At 67.2% G+C, this 18348-nt stretch carries 14 protein-coding genes; 10 read left to right on the forward strand and 4 right to left on the reverse strand.

Annotation, left to right across the window (positions count from 1 at the left end; translation table 11 throughout):
• Positions 1 to 12: 12 nt before the first annotated feature.
• Positions 13 to 804: an RNA methyltransferase gene (locus tag QYL93_RS27300; RefSeq protein WP_305746621.1), complete on the forward strand. Its 792-nt coding sequence runs from the start codon at positions 13 to 15 to the stop codon at positions 802 to 804.
• Positions 805 to 832: 28 nt separating this feature from the next.
• Here the strand turns inward: QYL93_RS27300 and QYL93_RS27305 are convergent, their stop codons facing one another.
• On the reverse strand, positions 833 to 1639 hold the full coding sequence (locus QYL93_RS27305; protein ID WP_305746622.1) for a hypothetical protein: 807 nt from the start codon (positions 1637 to 1639) through the stop codon (positions 833 to 835).
• 444 nt (positions 1640 to 2083) lie between these two features.
• Here QYL93_RS27305 and carA point away from each other — a divergent pair, with 444 nt between their 5' ends.
• The 4 genes from carA (at position 2084) to QYL93_RS27325 (ending at position 8050) form a co-directional block, all read left to right on the forward strand.
• Entirely contained in the window at positions 2084 to 3256 is a 1173-nt protein-coding gene (carA, locus tag QYL93_RS27310) for a glutamine-hydrolyzing carbamoyl-phosphate synthase small subunit (RefSeq protein ID WP_305746623.1), read from the forward strand.
• 21 nt (positions 3257 to 3277) lie between these two features.
• Positions 3278 to 3694, forward strand: a complete 417-nt coding sequence (locus QYL93_RS27315) for a hypothetical protein (RefSeq protein WP_057205632.1) — start codon at positions 3278 to 3280, stop codon at positions 3692 to 3694.
• Between the two features lie 10 nt (positions 3695 to 3704).
• Positions 3705 to 6953: a carbamoyl-phosphate synthase large subunit gene (gene carB / locus QYL93_RS27320; RefSeq protein ID WP_057205633.1), complete on the forward strand. Its 3249-nt coding sequence runs from the start codon at positions 3705 to 3707 to the stop codon at positions 6951 to 6953.
• Between the two features lie 131 nt (positions 6954 to 7084).
• Positions 7085 to 8050, forward strand: a complete 966-nt coding sequence (locus tag QYL93_RS27325) for a helix-turn-helix domain-containing protein (RefSeq protein WP_305746624.1) — start codon at positions 7085 to 7087, stop codon at positions 8048 to 8050.
• Positions 8051 to 8125: 75 nt separating this feature from the next.
• Here QYL93_RS27325 and QYL93_RS27330 read toward each other — a convergent pair whose 3' ends face one another.
• Positions 8126 to 10354 carry an EAL domain-containing protein gene (locus tag QYL93_RS27330; RefSeq protein WP_305746625.1) on the reverse strand — a complete coding sequence of 743 codons (2229 nt, stop codon included), beginning with the start codon at positions 10352 to 10354 and terminating at the stop codon, positions 8126 to 8128.
• Positions 10355 to 10638: 284 nt separating this feature from the next.
• Here QYL93_RS27330 and QYL93_RS27335 point away from each other — a divergent pair, with 284 nt between their 5' ends.
• The 5 genes from QYL93_RS27335 to QYL93_RS27355 all read left to right on the forward strand — a co-directional run bounded on the left by QYL93_RS27335 (position 10639) and on the right by QYL93_RS27355 (position 16158).
• On the forward strand, positions 10639 to 11484 hold the full coding sequence (locus tag QYL93_RS27335; RefSeq protein WP_305746626.1) for a GNAT family N-acetyltransferase: 846 nt from the start codon (positions 10639 to 10641) through the stop codon (positions 11482 to 11484).
• Positions 11484 to 12362, forward strand: a complete 879-nt coding sequence (locus QYL93_RS27340; protein WP_305746627.1) for a UDP-2,3-diacylglucosamine diphosphatase — start codon at positions 11484 to 11486, stop codon at positions 12360 to 12362. The genes QYL93_RS27335 and QYL93_RS27340 overlap by 1 nt, the downstream gene beginning before the upstream one ends.
• On the forward strand, positions 12359 to 13450 hold the full coding sequence (locus tag QYL93_RS27345) for a glycosyltransferase family 1 protein (RefSeq protein ID WP_305746628.1): 1092 nt from the start codon (positions 12359 to 12361) through the stop codon (positions 13448 to 13450). Before QYL93_RS27340 ends, QYL93_RS27345 begins: the two co-directional genes overlap by 4 nt.
• A 180-nt stretch (positions 13451 to 13630) precedes the next feature.
• Positions 13631 to 15682 carry a polyphosphate kinase 1 gene (gene ppk1, locus QYL93_RS27350; RefSeq protein ID WP_305746658.1) on the forward strand — a complete coding sequence of 684 codons (2052 nt, stop codon included), beginning with the start codon at positions 13631 to 13633 and terminating at the stop codon, positions 15680 to 15682.
• Between the two features lie 11 nt (positions 15683 to 15693).
• Positions 15694 to 16158: a histidine phosphatase family protein gene (locus tag QYL93_RS27355; RefSeq protein ID WP_305746629.1), complete on the forward strand. Its 465-nt coding sequence runs from the start codon at positions 15694 to 15696 to the stop codon at positions 16156 to 16158.
• 54 nt (positions 16159 to 16212) lie between these two features.
• Here QYL93_RS27355 and QYL93_RS27360 read toward each other — a convergent pair whose 3' ends face one another.
• Both QYL93_RS27360 and QYL93_RS27365 read right to left on the reverse strand, forming a co-directional pair.
• Entirely contained in the window at positions 16213 to 16788 is a 576-nt protein-coding gene (locus QYL93_RS27360; protein WP_305746630.1) for a hypothetical protein, read from the reverse strand.
• 52 nt (positions 16789 to 16840) lie between these two features.
• On the reverse strand, positions 16841 to 18322 hold the full coding sequence (locus tag QYL93_RS27365; protein WP_305746631.1) for a Ppx/GppA phosphatase family protein: 1482 nt from the start codon (positions 18320 to 18322) through the stop codon (positions 16841 to 16843).
• Positions 18323 to 18348 lie beyond the last annotated feature (26 nt).

Genomic DNA, 18348 nt, shown 5'->3' on the forward strand with positions numbered 1-18348 from the left:
CACTGCCGTTCCATGACCTCTTCTTCCGTCACTGCCATCCATTCGCGCGACAACGCCTGGGTCAAGGACCTGCGCCGCCTGGCGCAGGACAATGGCGCCTACCGCAAGCAGGGCCGCGTCTGGCTCGAAGGCGACCACCTGTGCCGTGCGGCGCTGGAGCGCGGCGTGGCGCCGGCCGTGGCGGTGTTCGCCGAATCGCTGTGGCCCACGGCCCAGCCCGAATGGGGCAAGGCCGCGCCCAAGGTCGTGGTGCTGGCCGACGCCCTGTTTGCCGACATCAGCGGGCTGGAGTCGCCGGCAAAGATGGGCTTCGTGCTCGACCTGCCCGAGGGCCGGGAACCTCGGCCCGGCGTGGCCGCCGTGGTGCTCGACCGCGTGCAGGATGCGGGCAACGTCGGCTCCATTTTGCGCAGCGCCTCGGCCTTCGGATTTCGGCAGGTACTGGCGCTCAAGGGCAGTGCTGCGCTGTGGTCGCCCAAGGTACTGCGCGCGGGCATGGGCGCACATTTTGCGCTCGACCTGGTCGAGGGCCTGGCGCCCGAGGACCTTGCCGATCTGGATCTGCCGATGCTGGTCACCAGCTCGCACCAGGGCGACTACCTGCACCGCGCCGATCTGCCCTGGCCCTGCGCCTGGGTCATGGGGCACGAAGGGCAGGGCGTGAGCGCGGTGCTGCAGGAGCGCGCCAGCCAGCACATCCGCATCGCCCAGCCGGGCGGGGAGGAGTCGCTCAATGTGGGCGCGGCCGCCGCCATCTGCCTGCATGCGAGTGCAGCGCAGCGTGCGCTGCAGGCGGGGCGCTGAACCACCGCCTCGCAAGGCGAAGGCCGTATTACTGGTTCCGCAGAAACTGCTGGATGAAGTCACCCTGGTTGGAAGCATCCTGGTGAGTGGTGAACACCAGCTTCTGACCTTCCACGCGCAACTTCATCTCGGCGCCGAACTGGCACTGGATCTGGCCCAGCGAAGCGGCCTTGGCCTTGAAGCTCGCATTGCTCTTGCACATGCTGTCCATCTGCGAAGCTACCTCACCGCAGAAACTGGCGATGCTGAGCTTCTTGAGCTTGTCGTCGTCGATGGACTTCCAGTCCACCGCCGTCTTTACTGGGCTGCCGCAGGCGGAGCTGGCCGAGGTGTCGGTGCTGGCCAGGTCCGTCTGTGCCGACGCCAGGTGCTTGTCGCGGTCGAAGCGGGCCAGTTTTTCCTGCACGCCGTCCTTTTGCTGGCGCGCATAGGCGCTCTTGAGCTCGGCTACGTTCAAGGCCTTGCTCTTCTTCTCGTCGAACGACAGGTCCACCGCGCCCTGGCGGCCCGGCAGGTAGGTGACATAGCGCTCGCCACTGCCGTAGCGGTTGGTCTGCTTCTGCACCAAGCCCCACTCCCGGCCATCGAGCGTGGTCACATAGGCCTCAGTGCCGCTACCGCGCTGCTCCTGCTTGCCCAGGAAGATCACCTTGTCGATGGGGCTGTTGAAGCCGCTCACGCGCATCAGCGCGGCCTTGCCGTCCGTGGTCGGTGCCAGCACTACCTCCAGCCCCTGTGGGCCGGAGAAAACCTGGGGGTAGGCCGCCAGGTCCTGCGCGCTGGCCAGGGTGGACAACAGGGCGCATGCCCATGCAATCGAAGTCTTCTTGGTCATCCCATCTCTCTTTGTGGTGTCTACGGTGCGGCAAAGTCTATCGGAGGGCCCTGGCCGGCCCGGCCTGCAGCGGCGAGAAGTTGTGTCGGTTCGTGAAAAGCTTCTCGGTTGCGCCGCTGTCGTGGGGTGGTGGCCTTCCAAGGCGGGTTCTGCTCCGTCACAAGGCACGGGAGTCGTCGCTGCTTGTTACAATCAAATTGCTATACAAACAATAGCGAACGAGAAAGGGCACGCCATCGTGCCGCCGTGGCCGCAGACCACTTCAGCAGCGGCAGTGGAGGGGAATGTACCGGGTTGACACTGAAAGATGGGCCTCTCAGGCTACAATTGGAGGCTTTCCCGCAAACACGTCGCCCGGCCGCACTCAAAGCAAACCTCCCACAAACAGCAGTCCCAGGATCACTTCCTGCGACTCCGGGCGACCGTAACCATTCGGAGAACCCAGTGCTTTTGTCTCTCAAGGGAACCTTCCCGCCCGCCATCCTGGCGCTCGCAGACGGCACGGTCTTTATCGGCAATTCGATCGGTGCCACCGGCACCACCGTCGGCGAAGTGGTGTTCAACACCTCCATCACCGGCTACCAGGAAATCCTTACCGACCCGAGCTACTGCCAGCAGATCGTCACCCTGACGTATCCGCACATCGGCAACTACGGCGTCAGCCCCGAGGATATCGAAGCCGACAAGGTCCATGCCGCAGGCCTGATCATCAAGGATCTGCCGCTCATTGCCAGCAACTTCCGCTCCACCGAGACGCTGTCCCAGTACCTCGTGCGTGAGCGCACCGTGGCCATCTCCAACATCGACACCCGCAAGCTCACCCGCCTGCTGCGCGAAAAGGGCGCCCAGAACGGCGCCATCGTCGGCCTGGCCGAAGGCCAGGAAGTGACGCAGGCGCTGATCGACCAGGCCCTGGCCGCTGCCAAGGCCGCCCCCAACATGGCCGGGCTGGACCTGGCCAAGGTGGTGTCGACCCAGGTTGCCTACGAGTGGACCGAGACCGAGTGGGTGCTGGGCAAGGGCTATGGCACGCTCGAGGCACCGCGGTTCCATGTGGTGGCCTACGACTACGGCGTGAAGAAGAACATCCTGCGCATGCTCGCGCAGCGCGGCTGCAAGGTCACCGTGGTGCCGGCGCAGACGCCCGCGGCCGACGTGCTGGCCATGAAGCCCGATGGCGTGTTCCTCTCCAACGGCCCTGGCGACCCGCAGCCGTGCGACTACGCCATCGAGGCCACGCGCACCATCGTCGAGAGCGGTCTGCCCACCTTCGGCATCTGCCTGGGCCACCAGATCATGGCCCTGGCCGCTGGCGCCAAGACCTTCAAGATGACGCACAGCCACCACGGTGCCAACCACCCGGTGAAGGACCTGGATACGGGCCGCGTGAGCATCACCAGCCAGAACCACGGTTTTGCGGTGGAGATGGATTCGCTGCCCGCCAACCTGCGCGCCACGCACGTGAGCCTGTTCGACGGCACGCTGCAGGGCCTGGTGCACAAGGACAAGCCTGCGTTCTGCTTCCAGGGCCACCCTGAGGCATCGCCCGGCCCGCACGACATCGCCTACCTGTTCGACCGCTTCACCGACGCGATGCGCAGCGCGCGCACCCAGTAAGCACAACGAAGGAATCGCGCCATGAAACTCTTCAGCTTCCCCGCCGCCTCGCTCGAAAAAGCCATCCACAAGCGTGTGCTGACCCTGCCGTCGCCGCACCGCGAATGGTTTACCGAACGCTGGTCGCAAAAGCCCTACAAGAAGGCCTTCGTCGAGAACAAGGCGATGCCGCTGGTCACGCTGGTGGCCAAGGGCAAGACCTGGGACGACGAAACCTTTGCCGAAGCCATGGCCGAGTGGGACGTGACGTTTTATGACGCAGAGACCGAAGTGCTGCTTCCCCTGGTGCAGGGCGATGGCCTGCTGCAGCTGATGCAGAAGAACCTGCCGCCCGAGCGCGCGCAGGCGCTCATCGCCAGGCTGAAGGTGCGGCGCGACGCCGCAGCCCCCGCCACTGCGCCCACCAGCCCCCAGGCAGCCGAACCCACGATCGACTGATCGACGCAACATGCCAAAACGTACAGACATCAAAAGCATCCTCATCATCGGCGCTGGCCCGATCATCATCGGCCAGGCCTGCGAGTTCGACTACTCCGGCGTGCAGGCCTGCAAGGCCCTGCGCGAAGAGGGCTACAAGGTCATCCTGATCAACAGCAACCCCGCGACGATCATGACCGACCCGGCCACGGCCGACGTGACCTACATCGAGCCCATCACCTGGCAGACGGTCGAGAAGATCATCGCCAAGGAGCGCCCCGACGCCATCCTGCCGACCATGGGTGGCCAGACGGCGCTCAACTGCGCCCTGGACCTGTGGCACCACGGCGTGCTCGACAAGTACAAGGTCGAGCTCATCGGCGCCACGCCCGAGGCCATCGACAAGGCCGAAGACCGCCTGAAGTTCAAGGACGCGATGACCAAGATCGGCCTGGGCTCGGCGCGCTCTGGCATCGCCCACAGCATGGAAGAGGCCTGGGGCGTGCAAAAGCAGGTGGGTTTCCCCACCGTGATCCGCCCCAGCTTCACGCTGGGCGGCACGGGTGGCGGCATCGCCTACAACCCCGAAGAGTTCGAGACCATCTGCAAGCGCGGCCTGGAAGCCTCGCCCACCAACGAGCTGCTGATCGAAGAGTCGCTGCTCGGCTGGAAGGAGTACGAGATGGAAGTGGTGCGCGACAAGGCGGACAACTGCATCATCATCTGCTCCATCGAGAACCTGGACCCGATGGGCGTGCACACCGGCGACTCCATCACCGTGGCCCCCGCGCAGACGCTGACCGACAAGGAATACCAGATCATGCGCAACGCCTCGCTGGCGGTGCTGCGCGAGATCGGTGTGGACACGGGCGGCTCCAACGTGCAGTTCTCGATCAACCCCCAGGACGGCCGCATGGTCGTGATCGAGATGAACCCGCGCGTTTCGCGCTCCTCGGCACTGGCCTCCAAGGCCACGGGTTTCCCCATCGCCAAGGTCGCTGCCAAGCTGGCCGTGGGCTACACGCTCGACGAGCTGCGCAACGAGATCACGGGCGGCGTCACGCCGGCCTCGTTCGAACCGTCCATCGACTACGTGGTCACCAAGATCCCGCGTTTCGCGTTCGAGAAGTTCCCGACCGCCGACAGCCGCCTGACCACGCAGATGAAATCCGTGGGGGAGGTCATGGCCATGGGCCGCACCTTCCAGGAGTCCTTCCAGAAGGCCCTGCGCGGCCTGGAAGTGGGCGTGGACGGCATGAACGAGAAGACCCAGGACCGTGAAGTGCTCGAAAAGGAGCTGGGCGAGCCTGGCCCCGAGCGCATCTGGTACGTGGGCGACGCCTTCGCCATGGGCCTGTCGGTCGACGAAGTGTTCGAGCTGACCAAGATCGACCGCTGGTTCTTGGTGCAGATCGAGCAGATCGTGAAGATCGAACTGGACATCGACAAGCTGGCTGCTGAAAAGGGCGAGGGCGCCCTGGCGGCGCTGGACGCGCCCACGCTGCGCACGCTCAAGCAAAAGGGCTTCTCCGACCGCCGCCTGGCCAAGCTGCTCAAGACCACCGAGAAGGCCGTGCGCGAAGCGCGCCGCGCGCTCAATGTGCGCCCCGTGTACAAGCGCGTGGACACCTGCGCCGCCGAGTTCGCCACCAACACCGCCTACCTGTACTCCACGTACGAGGACGAGTGCGAAGCCGAGCCGACGAACAACAAGAAGATCATGGTGCTCGGCGGTGGCCCCAACCGCATCGGCCAGGGCATCGAGTTCGACTACTGCTGCGTGCACGCGGCTCTGGCGATGCGCGAGGACGGCTACGAGACCATCATGGTCAACTGCAATCCCGAGACCGTCTCCACCGACTACGACACCTCCGACCGCCTGTACTTCGAGCCCGTGACGCTCGAAGACGTGCTGGAGATCGTGGACAAGGAAAAGCCGGTCGGCGTGATCGTGCAGTACGGCGGCCAGACGCCCCTGAAGCTGGCCCTGGGCCTGGAAGCCGAAGGCGTGCCGATCATCGGCACCAGCCCCGACATGATCGATGCGGCCGAAGACCGTGAGCGCTTCCAGAAGCTGCTGGGTCAACTGGGCCTGCGCCAGCCGCCCAACGCCACGGCGCGGACCGAACCCGAAGCCCTGGAAAAGGCCGCTGCCCTGGGCTACCCCCTGGTGGTGCGCCCCAGCTACGTGCTGGGTGGCCGTGCGATGGAAATCGTGCACGAGCAGCGCGACCTGGAGCGCTACATGCGCGAAGCCGTCAAGGTGAGCAACGACTCGCCCGTGCTGCTGGACCGCTTCCTGAGCAACGCCATCGAGTGCGATGTCGACTGCGTGCGCGACTCCGCAGGCGTCACCTTCATCGGCGGCGTGATGGAGCACATCGAGCAGGCTGGCGTGCACAGCGGCGACTCCGCCTGCTCGCTGCCCCCGTACTACCTGTCGCAGCCCACCATCGACGAGATCAAGCGCCAGACCGCCGCCATGGCCGAAGGCCTGAGCGTGGTGGGCCTGATGAACGTGCAGTTCGCCATCCAGGAAGTCGATGGCAAGGACGTGATCTACGTGCTCGAAGTGAACCCGCGCGCCTCGCGTACGGTGCCCTTCGTGAGCAAGGCCACGGGCATCCAGCTGGCCAAGGTGGCCGCGCGCTGCATGGCCGGCCAGACGCTGGCCTCGCAGGGCATCACCAAGGAAGTGACGCCGCCGTACTTCAGCGTGAAGGAGGCCGTGTTCCCCTTCGTGAAATTCCCCGGCGTGGACACCATCCTAGGCCCCGAGATGAAGTCCACCGGCGAAGTCATGGGCGTGGGCAAGACCTTCGGCGAAGCCTTCGTGAAGAGCCAGCTCGGCGCGGGCACCAAGCTGCCGACCTCGGGCAAGGTGTTCCTCACCGTGAAGAATGCCGACAAGCCGCGCGCCGTCGACATCGCGCGCCAGCTCGTGGCCCTGGGCTTCGAGCTCGTGGCCACCAAGGGCACAGCAGCGGCCATCGAAGCGGCCGGCGTGCCGGTCAAGGTGGTCAACAAGGTGACCGAAGGCCGCCCGCACATCGTGGACATGATCAAGAACAACGAGATCGTGATGGTCATCAACACCGTGGAAGAGCGCCGCAACGCGATCGCCGATTCGCGTGCGATCCGCACCTCGTCGCTGCTGGCCCGCGTGACCACCTTCACCACCATCTTCGGCGCCGAAGCGGCCGTGGAAGGCATGAAGTACCTGGACAACCTGGACGTGTACTCGGTGCAGGAGCTGCACGCGCAGTTGGCTGCCGCCTGATCCGGCGCCGGCAACGGCCCCAAGGCCCCGTGGAGCGCAGCCCTGGCTGCCTCCCGGGGCTTTTTTCATGGCGTAGCGGGGGCGGGCAAGCCCTGTTGCCTGCCCGTGGCGCTTGCCGTTAGATTGGCGCCATGCCCGCAGTCCATGCTTCCGCCCCGTTGCCATTGCGCCAGTGGACGACCGATGTGGTCGCGCCCGCAGCGCGCCTGGACTACTGGGTGGGCGCCATCTGCGAAGCCTTTCTGGAGATGGACTGCAGCTCGCGCGAGGCCCCTGTGTTTGGCGGGGTCCTGCAGAGCCTGGCGGTGCAGGCCCTGTCGGTCAACCAGGTGCGCGCCTCCACGCAGGACGTGTACCGCACGCCAGCGGGCATTGCACGCAGCCGTAACCTGCCGTTCTACCTGATCGCCCAGGCCGAGAGCGCGTGGCATGTGCGCCAGGACGGGCAGGTGGCCCACCTGCGCCCGGGCGACGTGGCGCTGGTGGACTCGGCACGGCCTTACGAGCTGCACTTTTCCGAAGGGGTGAACTGCGTCTCGCTGCAGCTGCCGCGCGCCTGGGTGGGGCAGTGGCTGGCGCAGGCCGAGGTGCGCGGGCCCCGCGTTGCCTGGCGCGACCAGGGCTGGGGCCAGAGTCTCGGAGCCCTGGCCGTGCAGCTTGCGCGCGACCCGGCCTCGGCCCAGGCCTTGCCGCCCGCGCTGCTGTCGGACCACCTGGGTGCCTTGCTGTGTGCTGCGCTGGAGCCGCCTGCGGCGCCGGCGGCCCCAGCGGGCCAGGGCCTGCATGCCCACCTGTGCGCACTGCTGCAGGGGCGCATCGACCAGCCCGGTGTCTCGGCCCAGGCCCTTGCGCAGGAGGCTGGCGTCTCCCTGCGCACGCTGCACCGCGCGTTTGCGGCGCAGGGCAGCACCTTTGCGGGCACGCTGCGCCAGTTGCGCCTGGTGCGCGCGGCGCAGCTGCTGCGCCGGCCCCAACTGGCGCATGTGGCGGTGGCCGAGATCGGGCGGCGCTGCGGTTTTTCCGATGCATCGCACTTTGCGCGCGTTTTTCAGCACGCCATGGGGGTGCCGCCCGCGCAGTGGCGGCGTGGCGGTTGATGCGGACTTACCTGCACCCGGCCAGGAGTCTGCGCCCTTCATTCTGACCTGCCGCAAAGCGACGCAGGGGGCGTCTCACGCGGGCATGTACTGACGCAGGAACAGTTCCAGCACGTCGGCCGGCAGCGGCCGGCTGAACAGGTAGCCCTGGGCCTCGTCGCAGCCCTGCTCGCGCAGGAAGGCCAGTTGTTCCGGTGTCTCCACACCCTCGGCCGTGGTGCGCATGCCCAGGGCCTGGGCCATGCGGATGATGGCGCTGACGATGGCGCGGTCGTTGCCGTCGTCGCCCAGGTCGCGTACGAACGACTGGTCGATCTTGAGCTTGAAGATCTGAAAGCGCTTGAGCTGGCTCAGTGACGAATAGCCGGTGCCGAAGTCGTCCATGGACATGCGCACCCCGCGCGAGTGCAGGCTGTCCATGGTGGCCACGGCCGAATGCGGGTCGTCCACGGCCACGCCTTCGGTCAGCTCCAGCTCCAGGCAGTCGGGGGGCAGCTCGAAGATGGTCAGGATGCGGCTCACCAGTTCAGGCAGCTGCGGCTGGCGGAACTGGATGGCCGACAGGTTGACCGCCATGGTCAGCGCGGGAAAGCCGTTCTCGTGCCAGTCCTTGAGTTGCGTGAGCGCGGTGCGCAGCACCCACTCGCCGATCTGCAGGATCTGGCCGCTGTCTTCGGCGATGGGGATGAACTCGGTGGGCGTGATGCTGCCCATCTGCGGGTGGTCCCAGCGCAGCAGGGCCTCCACACTGTGCACCTTGCCCGTGGCCAGGTGGATCTGGGGCTGGTAGTGCAGGTGCAGCTGCCCACGCTCGAGGGCTCGGCGCAGGGCGTTCTCGATCTGCAGGGCGCGCACCGACTGGGCCTGCATCTCGGGTGTGAAGAAGCGGAAGGTGTTGCGCCCGTCGAGCTTGGCGCGGTACATGGCCACGTCGGCAGACTGGGTCAGCGTGTCGAAGTCGCTGCCGTCCTGCGGGAACAGGGCGATGCCCATGGACGGCGCCATGGTCAGTTCGTGGTGGTCGATCTGGTAGTGCTGGCGCGAGGCCTCCTGCAGCTTGCCGGCCACGCGCGCGGCCCCATGGGCGTTGGCGCCCGGCAGCAGCAGGATGAACTCGTCGCCGCCCAGTCGCGAGACGGTGTCCTTGTCGCGCACCACGGCGCGCAGGCGCTTGGCGATCTCCACCAGCAGGGCGTCGCCCACGCGGTGGCCCAGCGAGTCGTTGACGTGCTTGAAATGGTCCAGGTCCAGGAAGATCAGCGCCAGCGGCGTACGGCCCTCCTGCGCCACGCGGATAGCCTCCTGGGCCCGCTCGGACAGCAGGGCACGGTTGGGCAGGCCGGTCAGCGGGTCGTAGTGGGCCAGCCAGTAGATGCGGTCCTGGTCGGCCTTGCGGTCGCTGATCTCGCGGTGCAGGTTGTCCACCGTGTCGCGCAGTTCGCGCGTGCGGTCCTGGACCTGCTGCTCCAGTTCCCCGTGCACGCGTGCCAGGGCTTCCTGGGCCTGCTTGCGCTCGGAGATGTCCATGGTGATCCAGATCGATCCCTGGTCCGGATCGTCGGGGTCGATGAACTTGGCGCGCACCTCGCAGGTGAGCGGTGTGCCGTCCCTGCGGCGCATGACCACCTCGCCCTCGTACGACTGGCCGGCCGCGAGCACCGGGTAGCAGCGGTGGCCGACTTCCTCCCAGTCCTCGTCGCTGGCATACCAGCGGCGCGACGGGCTGCCCGCCAGCTCGCCGGGGCCGTAGCCCAGCATGTGCTCGAAGTGGCGGTTGCAGCGGGTCAGGTGCCGGTCGCGCAGGAACACGATGCCCACCATGGCCTGGTCGAACAGCACCTGCTTTTCGCGCACGGCAGCGCTCAGCAGGGCCTGGGCCTGTTTGTGCTCGTCGATATCGTCGAGAATCCAGATCGACCCCTCGCTCGTGTCGGCCGGGTTGATCAGCCGGCCCGTGAGGCTGCCCCAGAACAGCCGCCCGTTGCGCCGGCGCATCTGGCGCTCCACGCGGTAGGCCTGGCCCTTGGCAAGAGCGGGGTAAGCTTCGCGCCCCAGTGCACGGAAGGCATCGCGGTCGGGGTAGAAGGCCTCGCTGCTCAGGCCCGCCAGGCGCTGCGCCGATTCGTAGCCGAAGATCTCGGCATAGCGCTGGTTGCAGCGCACCACCACGCGCTGGCGGATGAACACGATGCCCACGCCCGCGCTCTCGAGCAGCATCTGCTGCTCGCGCAGCGTGCGCTCCAAAGACGCGTCGGAAGAGTCCCCAGACGGCAGGCGTTCTGGGGCAATGGACAGCAAGGACATGGCGGCCGGACCCGGAGGGAGAGGCGCGATGCCCCAAAAAAAATGTTCCAAAGTGTAGCAGCCCAGGCTTACAGCGGTAACAGCCTGGTAACCGGCCCCTGACTGTGCCGCAAGGGGGGCTTCGGGCACCCACCGGCATGCCGCGCCCCTCTGTCACGGCGTTGACATCGCACGGACATGCAGGCGTCACCCGCGGCTTTCAAACTCCATCGCATTGAAGCACACCACCCGGTGATCCGGGGCACCAGCGGCCATGGGGCCGCCCTGTACGAAGGAGTTGATCCATGAGCGATTTGCACAACCCCGCCCTGCCGCTGCTCCCTGCTGCACCGTCCAGAGGGGCAATCCACCGCCCTGGCGCTGCAGTGGGTGCGGTCGTCGCAGTGGCTGGCACCCCGGTGCGTGGCGCAGTGGAGGTCTCGTGGGCACGGCACCTCGACGAGGTCCGCCAGGCGCAGAAACTCAGGTACGACGTGTTTGCCGAGGAGATGGGCGCTCGATTGACGACCCCCGTTCACGGCCACGACGTGGACCTGTTCGACGACTACTGTGAGCACCTGCTGGTGCGGGACACGGCCACCCAGCAGGTGATTGGCACCTACCGGGTTCTGACCCCCGCCCAGGCACGCCGCGTGGGCAGCACCTACAGCGACACCGAATTCGACCTGACCCGCCTGCGCACCCTGCGCCCGCGCATGGTGGAACTGGGCCGCAGCTGCGTGCACCCCGAGCACCGCCATGGCGGCGTGATCATGGCGCTGTGGAGCGCGCTGGCCGACTTCATGGTGCGCAACCAGCTCGACACCATGATCGGCTGCGCCAGCATCCCCATGCTGCACAACGGCGTGATCAGCGGCGATGCGGCCGCCAGCATCTGGAACCAGGTGCGCCAGACGCACCTGGCCCCCATCGAATACCACGTGCTGCCGCGCCTGCCGCTGCCCATCGAGAAGCTTGATGGCTCGGTCTTCGTGGAGCCGCCGGCCCTGATAAAGGGCTACCTGCGCCTGGGTGCGCGGGTGCTGGGCGCCCCTGCGTGGGACCCGGACTTCAACACCGCAGACCTGCCCATGCTGATGCGCCTGGCGGACCTGCATCCCCGCTACCGCAAGCATTTCCTGGGGGCCTGATGCGCGCCGCGTTCGACGCGCTCGGCGACTGGACTGCGCACGTGGGAGGTGGGCAGGACACTGCTGCCGACGCCGACGACGCGCATCCACCGGGCCACCGCCACCTGCGCGCGGTGTTCATCTCCGACCTGCACCTGGGCACGCCCGGCTGCCAGGCCGAAGGCCTGCTCGACTTTCTCAAGCACCACCCGAGCGACCACCTGTACCTGGTGGGCGACATCGTGGACGGCTGGCAGCTGCGCCGCCGCTGGTTCTGGCCCCAGGCCCACAACGACGTGGTGCAAAAGCTGCTGCGCCGGGCGCGCAAGGGCTGCCGCGTGGTGTTCGTGCCCGGCAACCACGACGAATTCGCCCGCGCCTTCGTCGGCCATTCGTTCGGCGGCATCGAGGTGGCCGAGGACACTGTGCACACCACGGCCGATGGCCGCACCCTGTGGGTGACGCATGGCGACTACTTCGATGGCGTGATCCAGTGTGCCAAGTGGCTGGCTTACGTGGGCGACAACCTGTATGAGTTCACGCTCAAGCTCAACCGGCACCTGAACACCCTGCGCGCACGCATGGGGCTGCCGTACTGGTCGCTCTCGGCCTACCTCAAGGGCAAGGTCAAGACGGCGCTGAACTACGTGACGGACTTCGAGGTGGCCGTGGCCGCCGAGGCCCGCCGCCGTGGCCACGACGGTGTGGTGTGCGGCCATATCCACCGCGCCGAGATGCGCGAGATCGACGGCACCCTGTACTGCAACGATGGCGACTGGGTGGAAAGCCACACCGCGCTGGTCGAGCACATGGATGGCCGCCTGGAGCTGGTGCAGTGGCATACCGTGCCCGGCCACCAGACTAGCACGCAAACCCACAGCAGCGAGATGGCCGTATGAAAATCGCCTTGTTGTCCGATGCCTGGGCCCCGCAGATCAATGGCGTGGTCACAACGCTGGTGGAGCTGGTGCGCCATATGGAGAGTGCCGGGCACCAGGTGCACGTGATCCAGCCGGGCATGTTCAAGACGCGCCCCTGCCCAGGCTACCCGGGGATCGACCTGGCCATACGGCCCGGGCGCGAGATAGGGCGCATCCTGGACGAACTGCAGCCCGATGCCATCCACCTGGCGACCGAAGGCCCCATCGGCTGGGCCGGGCGTCGCTACTGCCTGCGCAGGAAGCTGGCCTTCACCACCGCCTTCCACACCCGCTTTCCCGAGATCTTGCAAGCGGCTTTGCGGATTCCGCTCTCGCTGGGCTATGCGCTGTTCCGGCATTTTCACCGCCCCTCGTCGGGTGTGATGGTGCCCACGGTGGGGGTTTTGAAGATGCTTGAACGGCGAGGCTTTCGCAACCTCAGGCAATGGACGCACGGGGTGGACACCACGGCCTTCCCCTACCAGGGCGAGGCCACGCCGCACCCGCTGGTGGGCGCGCTGGCCCACCCGGTGGCCCTGTACGTGGGGCGCGTCTCGTACGAGAAGAACATCGAGGCCTTCCTGCAGCTGGACATGCCGGGCAGCAAGGTGATCTGCGGCGTGGGCCCGCTGGAAGAGCGGCTCAAGGCGCGCTACCCGCAGGCGCGCTGGCTGGGCATTCTGGACCGCGCCACCCTGGCGGGCGTGTACGCGGCGGCCGACGTGTTCGTGTTTCCCAGCCGCTCGGAGACCTTTGGCCTGGTGATGCTGGAGGCCATGGCCTGCGGCACGCCCGTGGCCGCCTACTTCGAGGACGGCCCGATGGAGGTGCTGGGCGCCCATGCCGGTGGGCAGGCACGCGGCGGCGTGCTGGACACCGATCTGATGGTCGCCGCCCAGAACGCGCTTGCCGTGCCGCGCCACGAGGCGCGCAACCGGGCACTGGAGTTCACCTGGGCGCATGCAGCCCGCCTTTTCCAGCAATTTCTGGTGCCAGCCCGCCCCCGTGGAGATGACGATGCGGTTTCTGTCACAAAAACTGTCACATCACTGTCATCTGGTCGTTAAATACTGCATGCACTTGCCTCCCGTGGCTTTAGAGTGTCCATGCCATCCTTCTCCTCCAGAAAACCCGTGATTCCGCAATGTGACAGCCCCGATGACCGGCAGGATGCCGCCCCCGCTGCGGCAGCCGAGCCCGCGCCCCCGCCCGCAGCGGTGGTGTCTGCTGCCGTGCCCGGGGCTCCCATGTTCCTGGACCGGGACCACAGCATTCTGGGTTTCAATGAGCGTGTCTTCGACTGGGCGGTGCGCACCGACGTTCCGCTGCTGGAGCGCCTGCGCTACCTGTGCATCGTCTCGTCCAACCTCGATGAGTTCTTCGAGGTGCGCGCCGCCGCGCACCTGACCGCTGCCAAGAGCGGCGAGGGCAAGGGGGTCTATACGGCGGCCTCTTTCGTGGCACTGGCGTCCAAGGCCCATGACCTGGTTGCGCGCCAGTACTCGCTGTACAACGACTCCCTGGTGCCGGAGTTCGCGCGGCACGGCATCCGCATCGTCTCGCACGGGGACCGCTCGTCCGCGCAACGGACCTGGGTGCACGAATACTTCATGCGCGAGGTGCGCCCGCTGTTGATTCCCGTGGGGCTCGATCCCGCCCACCCGTTCCCACAGGTGGCCAACAAGTCGCTCAACTTCATCGTGCGGCTGCACGGGCACGATGCCTTTGGCCGCAAGAACGAGGTGGCCATCGTCAAGGTTCCGCGCGCGCTGCCGCGCCTGGTGCGCATGCCGCCGCGCCTGGCCGCCAAGGGCGAATCGCTGTTCGTGAGCCTGTCGAGCATCATCCGGGCGCACCTGGCGGACCTTTTTCCCGGGCGCGAGGTCACGGAGTTCTCGCAGTTCCGCGTGACCCGCCACTCCGATCTGGCGCTCGACGAGGAAGACGTGCGCAACCTGCGCACCGCCCTGCGCCAGGGCCTGCAGCACCGCCACTACGGCCAGGCCGTGCGGCTGGAGGTCTCGGCCGGGTGCTCGCAGTTCCTCTCGCGCTTTCTGCTCGAACAGTTCGACCTGCCCGAGCCCGCGCTGTACCGCGTGCACGGCCCCGTGAACCTGGTGCGGCTGACGCAGCTGGTGGACCTGGTGAACGACCCCGCGCTGCTGTTCCCCGCCTGGCGCTCGGCCTGGCCACGCCAATTGGTGCCGGGGGTCTCGATCATGGAGCAGTTGCAAAAGCGCGACGTGCTCATGCACCAGCCGTTCGAGAGCTTCGACGGGCTGCTGGCCTTTCTGCGCGAGGCGGTGAACGACCCCCAGGTGCTGGTCATCAAGCAGACCATCTACCGCACGGGAGCCGACTCCGAGCTCATGGACCTGCTCACCGAGGCCGTGCGCCGCGGCAAGGAGGTCATGGCGGTGGTAGAGCTCAAGGCACGCTTCGACGAAGAGGCCAACATCAACTGGGCCGAGGCGCTCGAGTCCATCGGCGCGCAGGTGGTGTACGGCGTGGTGGGCCTCAAGACCCACGCCAAGATGCTGCTGGTGACGCGCCGCGAGGGGCGCCAGTTGCGCCGCTACGGCCACCTGTCGACCGGCAACTACAACGTGCGCACGGCGCGTCTGTACACCGACCTGAGCTATCTCACGGCCGACGAGGACACCACGGCCGACATGGACGGCGTGTTCAACCACCTGGCCAGCCAGAACCGACCTCCCAAGCTGCGCAAGCTGCTGCTTGCGCCTTTTCACCTGCAGCGCCGCATGATCGAGAAGATCGAGCAGGTGGGCCTGGCCGCCAGCCGGGGTGAGGATGCGCGCATCGTCGCCAAGATGAACGCGCTGACGGACGAGGCGCTGATCCGTGCCCTGATCCTGGCGGGCCAGCGCGGTGCCAGCATCGACCTGATCGTGCGCGGCGCCTGCATGCTCGCGGCCCAGGTGCCTGGCGTGACCGACAACATCCGCGTGCGCTCGGTGATTGGGCGCTTTCTGGAGCACACGCGGGTCTTCTACTTCCGCGCTGGCGCTGAGGAAGACCTGTACCTGTCGAGTGCCGACTGGATGAACCGCAACATGATGCGCCGCGTGGAGCTGGCCTGGCCCGTGACCGAGCCGCGCCTGCGCCGCCAGATCGTCGACGAATGCCTGGTGGCCTACCTGCACGATGACCGCGATGCATGGACGCTCAACCCCGACGGCACCTATGCGCGGGCGCCCCATCCCGAAGACGGGCAGGGCGCGCAGGCGGCGCTCATGGTGCGCTACGGACCGCCTGCGTCGGTGGCGCGGGTGGAGTAGCAAGGAACGTGATGATGGATCTCATCCTGTGGCGCCATGCCGAGGCCGAAGAGGCCCAGGACGGCTCGGACGACCTGACCCGCGCGCTCACGCCACGGGGCGAAAAGCAGGCGGCCCGCATGGCGGCCTGGCTGGACCGCCAGTTGCCCGAAGGCCTGCGCGTGCTGGCCAGCCCGTCCCGGCGCACCGAGCAGACAGCCGACGCGCTGGGCCGCAAGTTCAAGATGCGTGCCGAGCTGCTGCCCGGCGGCACTACTGAAGAGCTCCTGGAGCTGGCGCAGTGGCCGCGGGCGCGCGGTGCCGTGCTGATCGTGGGCCACCAGCCCGTGCTGGGCCAGACCATTGCGCAGTTGCTAGGCATGCAGGCTTCCGAATGCGCGGTGCGCAAGGGCGCCGTGTGGTGGCTTCGCCAGCGCCAGCGCATGGACGAAAGCCAGACGGTGCTGATGGCCGTGCAGTCGCCGGAGTTCGTCTGACACTGACGGCGGCACCTTCAGCTACTACCACGCAGCGGCCCTCGGGCCGCTTTCTTACTTGCGGCCGTTCTTGGCGGCAGGAGCCTCGGCCTTCGGGCGGCCGGTCTTGATCGAAGGCACGGCCTGCAGCGCGCTGCGCAGGGCGGTGTCCGACAAGGTGGTCAGCAGCTTCAGGCCGGCGCGCAGCAGTTCGCTCTTCTTGGCGGGCTGGGCCAGGGCGGCGGCGCGCTGCTTGAGCGTTTCGACCACGGCGTACTCGTCCTTGGGGATGGTGAAGCTGTCGCGCACGAGTTTGGGCTTCTTGGCCTTAACTTCCTTGGCGGGTACCACGGCTGCTGCGGGCTTGGTTGCAGGCTTGCTCACGGCGGGCGCTGCAGCCTTGGGCTTGGCGGCTGCCTTGGCTGCCGGCTTTGCGCTGGCTGCAGGCTTGGCTGTTGAAGCCTTGGCGGCTGCCTTCGGGGCGGCGGCAGGCTTGGTGGCCGCAGCTTTCTTCGGTGCCTTGGCTACCTTGGCGGGCTTGGAAGCGGCGGTGCTTTTCACGGCGGCGGGTGCCTTGGCAGCGGAGGCCACGGCCGGGGTGGCTGCTGCGGTGGGGACGATGGGGGTGGTTGCTGGTGCAGTGGTGGTCATGACTTCAAAAAATAAAACGGTATAAACAGTTTATACCGTTTTTCTTTTCACGTCACGGCAGCTCTGCCACCAGCTCCCATGGGGTCTTCTGCCAGGCCAGCATTTCCTCGCGCAGCAGGTGGGCCGATTGCGGGTAGCCGGCTGCCCAGCCGCGGCGCGCCGCCAGCACAAAGCGGTTGCCCTTGACCTGCAGCTGCAGGCCTTCGGTGTCCGGGTCGCGGCGCGCATGGCACAGGGCCACGGCCAGCCGCAGGCACAGCAGCTGCAGGGCAAAGCCCGCGTCGGTGAGGTCCACCTCCACCAGCTTGCGCACCTTGCCGCGCTGGCCCAGCACCAGGATGCCCAGGCGGTGCAGCTCGGGCATGGCAAAGCCGGCAGCGTCGGTGTTGTCCAGGATATAGGCGCCGTGGCGGTGGTAGTCGCTGTGCGAGATGCGGCAGCCGATCTCGTGCAGGCGCGCCGCCCAGTCGAGCTTGCGCGAGGCCCGCTCGCTGCCGGTAGGGGCCGCCTGGTCGAACAGCTGGCAGGCGATGCGGGCCACGCGCTCGGCATGTTCCATGTCCACGCCAAAGCGCTGCATGAGGCCGTTGACCGTGGTGCTGCGCAGGTCGGTGCCGGGCTGCTCGCGGTCGAGCAGGTCGTACAGCGCGCCCTGGCGCAGCGCGCCCTGGGCCACCTGCATCTGCTCGATGTGCAGCAGGTCGAACACGGCGCGCAGCACGCTGATGCCGCCGCCGATCACGGCGCGGCGCTCGTCCTTGAGGCCGTCGATGCGCACGCGGTCCGCGCTCTGGGCGCGCAACAGTCGCTCGTGCAGCCAATCGAGGCCCTCGCGGGTGATTAGGCCTTCGGGTCCGCCTGCTGCCGCCAGCATGTCTCCGACGGCACCGGCAGTGCCGGAGGATCCATAAGCCACGTCCCAGCCGTCTGGCCGGAAGCTGGTCAGGGCTTCGTCCAGCACGGCCTTGGCGGCAATCTCGGCGGCCATGAAAGCCTGGGGTGTGAACAGGCCATCGGCAAAATAGCGCGAGGACCAGGCCACGCTGCCCACGCGAAAGGAGGCCACGGCGTGCGGCGTGAACTGCTGGCCCAGGATCAGTTCGGTGGAGCGCCCGCCGATGTCCACCACCAGACGCCGCTCGTCGGACTGGGGCAGCAGGCGTGCCACACCCTGGTAGATCAGCCGTGCTTCCTCGGGTCCGGAGACCACGTCGATCGGGTAGCCCAGCACCTGGCTGCCGCGCACGATGAATTCTTCGCGGTTGCGTGCCTCGCGCAGCGTCTGGGTGGCCACGGCGCGCACCTGCGTGCGCGAAAAGCCCGCCAGGCGCTCGCCGAAGCGGGCCAGGCAATCCCAGCCGCGCTGCATGGCCTCGGGGGTGAGGTTGCGGTTCTCGTCGAGGCCGTTGCCCTGGCGCACGGTTTCCTTGAGGTATTCGACGCGCTGGACATGGCCGTGCTCGTAGCGGCCGATTTCAAGGCGAAAGCTGTTGGATCCCAGATCCACAGCTGCGAGCAGTGTTCCGTTGTGCATGGTGGTGCGCGGGGTGCGCGTTTTTC

The sequence above is a fragment of the Acidovorax sp. A1169 genome, assembly GCF_030704685.1.
In the GTDB taxonomy this organism is placed as follows: Bacteria; Pseudomonadota; Gammaproteobacteria; order Burkholderiales; family Burkholderiaceae_C; genus Acidovorax.

Bases quoted from the DNA above. Each gene is read 5' to 3' on its own strand.
- QYL93_RS27300 (WP_305746621.1), top strand. From the start codon at position 13: ATGACCTCTTCTTCCGTCACTGCCATCCATTCGCGCGACAACGCCTGG.
- QYL93_RS27305 (WP_305746622.1), bottom strand. From the start codon at position 1,639: ATGACCAAGAAGACTTCGATTGCATGGGCATGCGCCCTGTTGTCCACC.
- QYL93_RS27315 (WP_057205632.1), top strand. From the start codon at position 3,278: ATGAAACTCTTCAGCTTCCCCGCCGCCTCGCTCGAAAAAGCCATCCAC.
- carB (WP_057205633.1), top strand. From the start codon at position 3,705: ATGCCAAAACGTACAGACATCAAAAGCATCCTCATCATCGGCGCTGGC.
- QYL93_RS27325 (WP_305746624.1), top strand. From the start codon at position 7,085: ATGCCCGCAGTCCATGCTTCCGCCCCGTTGCCATTGCGCCAGTGGACG.
- QYL93_RS27330 (WP_305746625.1), bottom strand. From the start codon at position 10,354: ATGTCCTTGCTGTCCATTGCCCCAGAACGCCTGCCGTCTGGGGACTCT.
- QYL93_RS27335 (WP_305746626.1), top strand. From the start codon at position 10,639: ATGAGCGATTTGCACAACCCCGCCCTGCCGCTGCTCCCTGCTGCACCG.
- QYL93_RS27340 (WP_305746627.1), top strand. From the start codon at position 11,484: ATGCGCGCCGCGTTCGACGCGCTCGGCGACTGGACTGCGCACGTGGGA.
- QYL93_RS27345 (WP_305746628.1), top strand. From the start codon at position 12,359: ATGAAAATCGCCTTGTTGTCCGATGCCTGGGCCCCGCAGATCAATGGC.
- ppk1 (WP_305746658.1), top strand. From the start codon at position 13,631: ATGTTCCTGGACCGGGACCACAGCATTCTGGGTTTCAATGAGCGTGTC.
- QYL93_RS27355 (WP_305746629.1), top strand. From the start codon at position 15,694: ATGATGGATCTCATCCTGTGGCGCCATGCCGAGGCCGAAGAGGCCCAG.
- QYL93_RS27360 (WP_305746630.1), bottom strand. From the start codon at position 16,788: ATGACCACCACTGCACCAGCAACCACCCCCATCGTCCCCACCGCAGCA.
- QYL93_RS27365 (WP_305746631.1), bottom strand. From the start codon at position 18,322: ATGCACAACGGAACACTGCTCGCAGCTGTGGATCTGGGATCCAACAGC.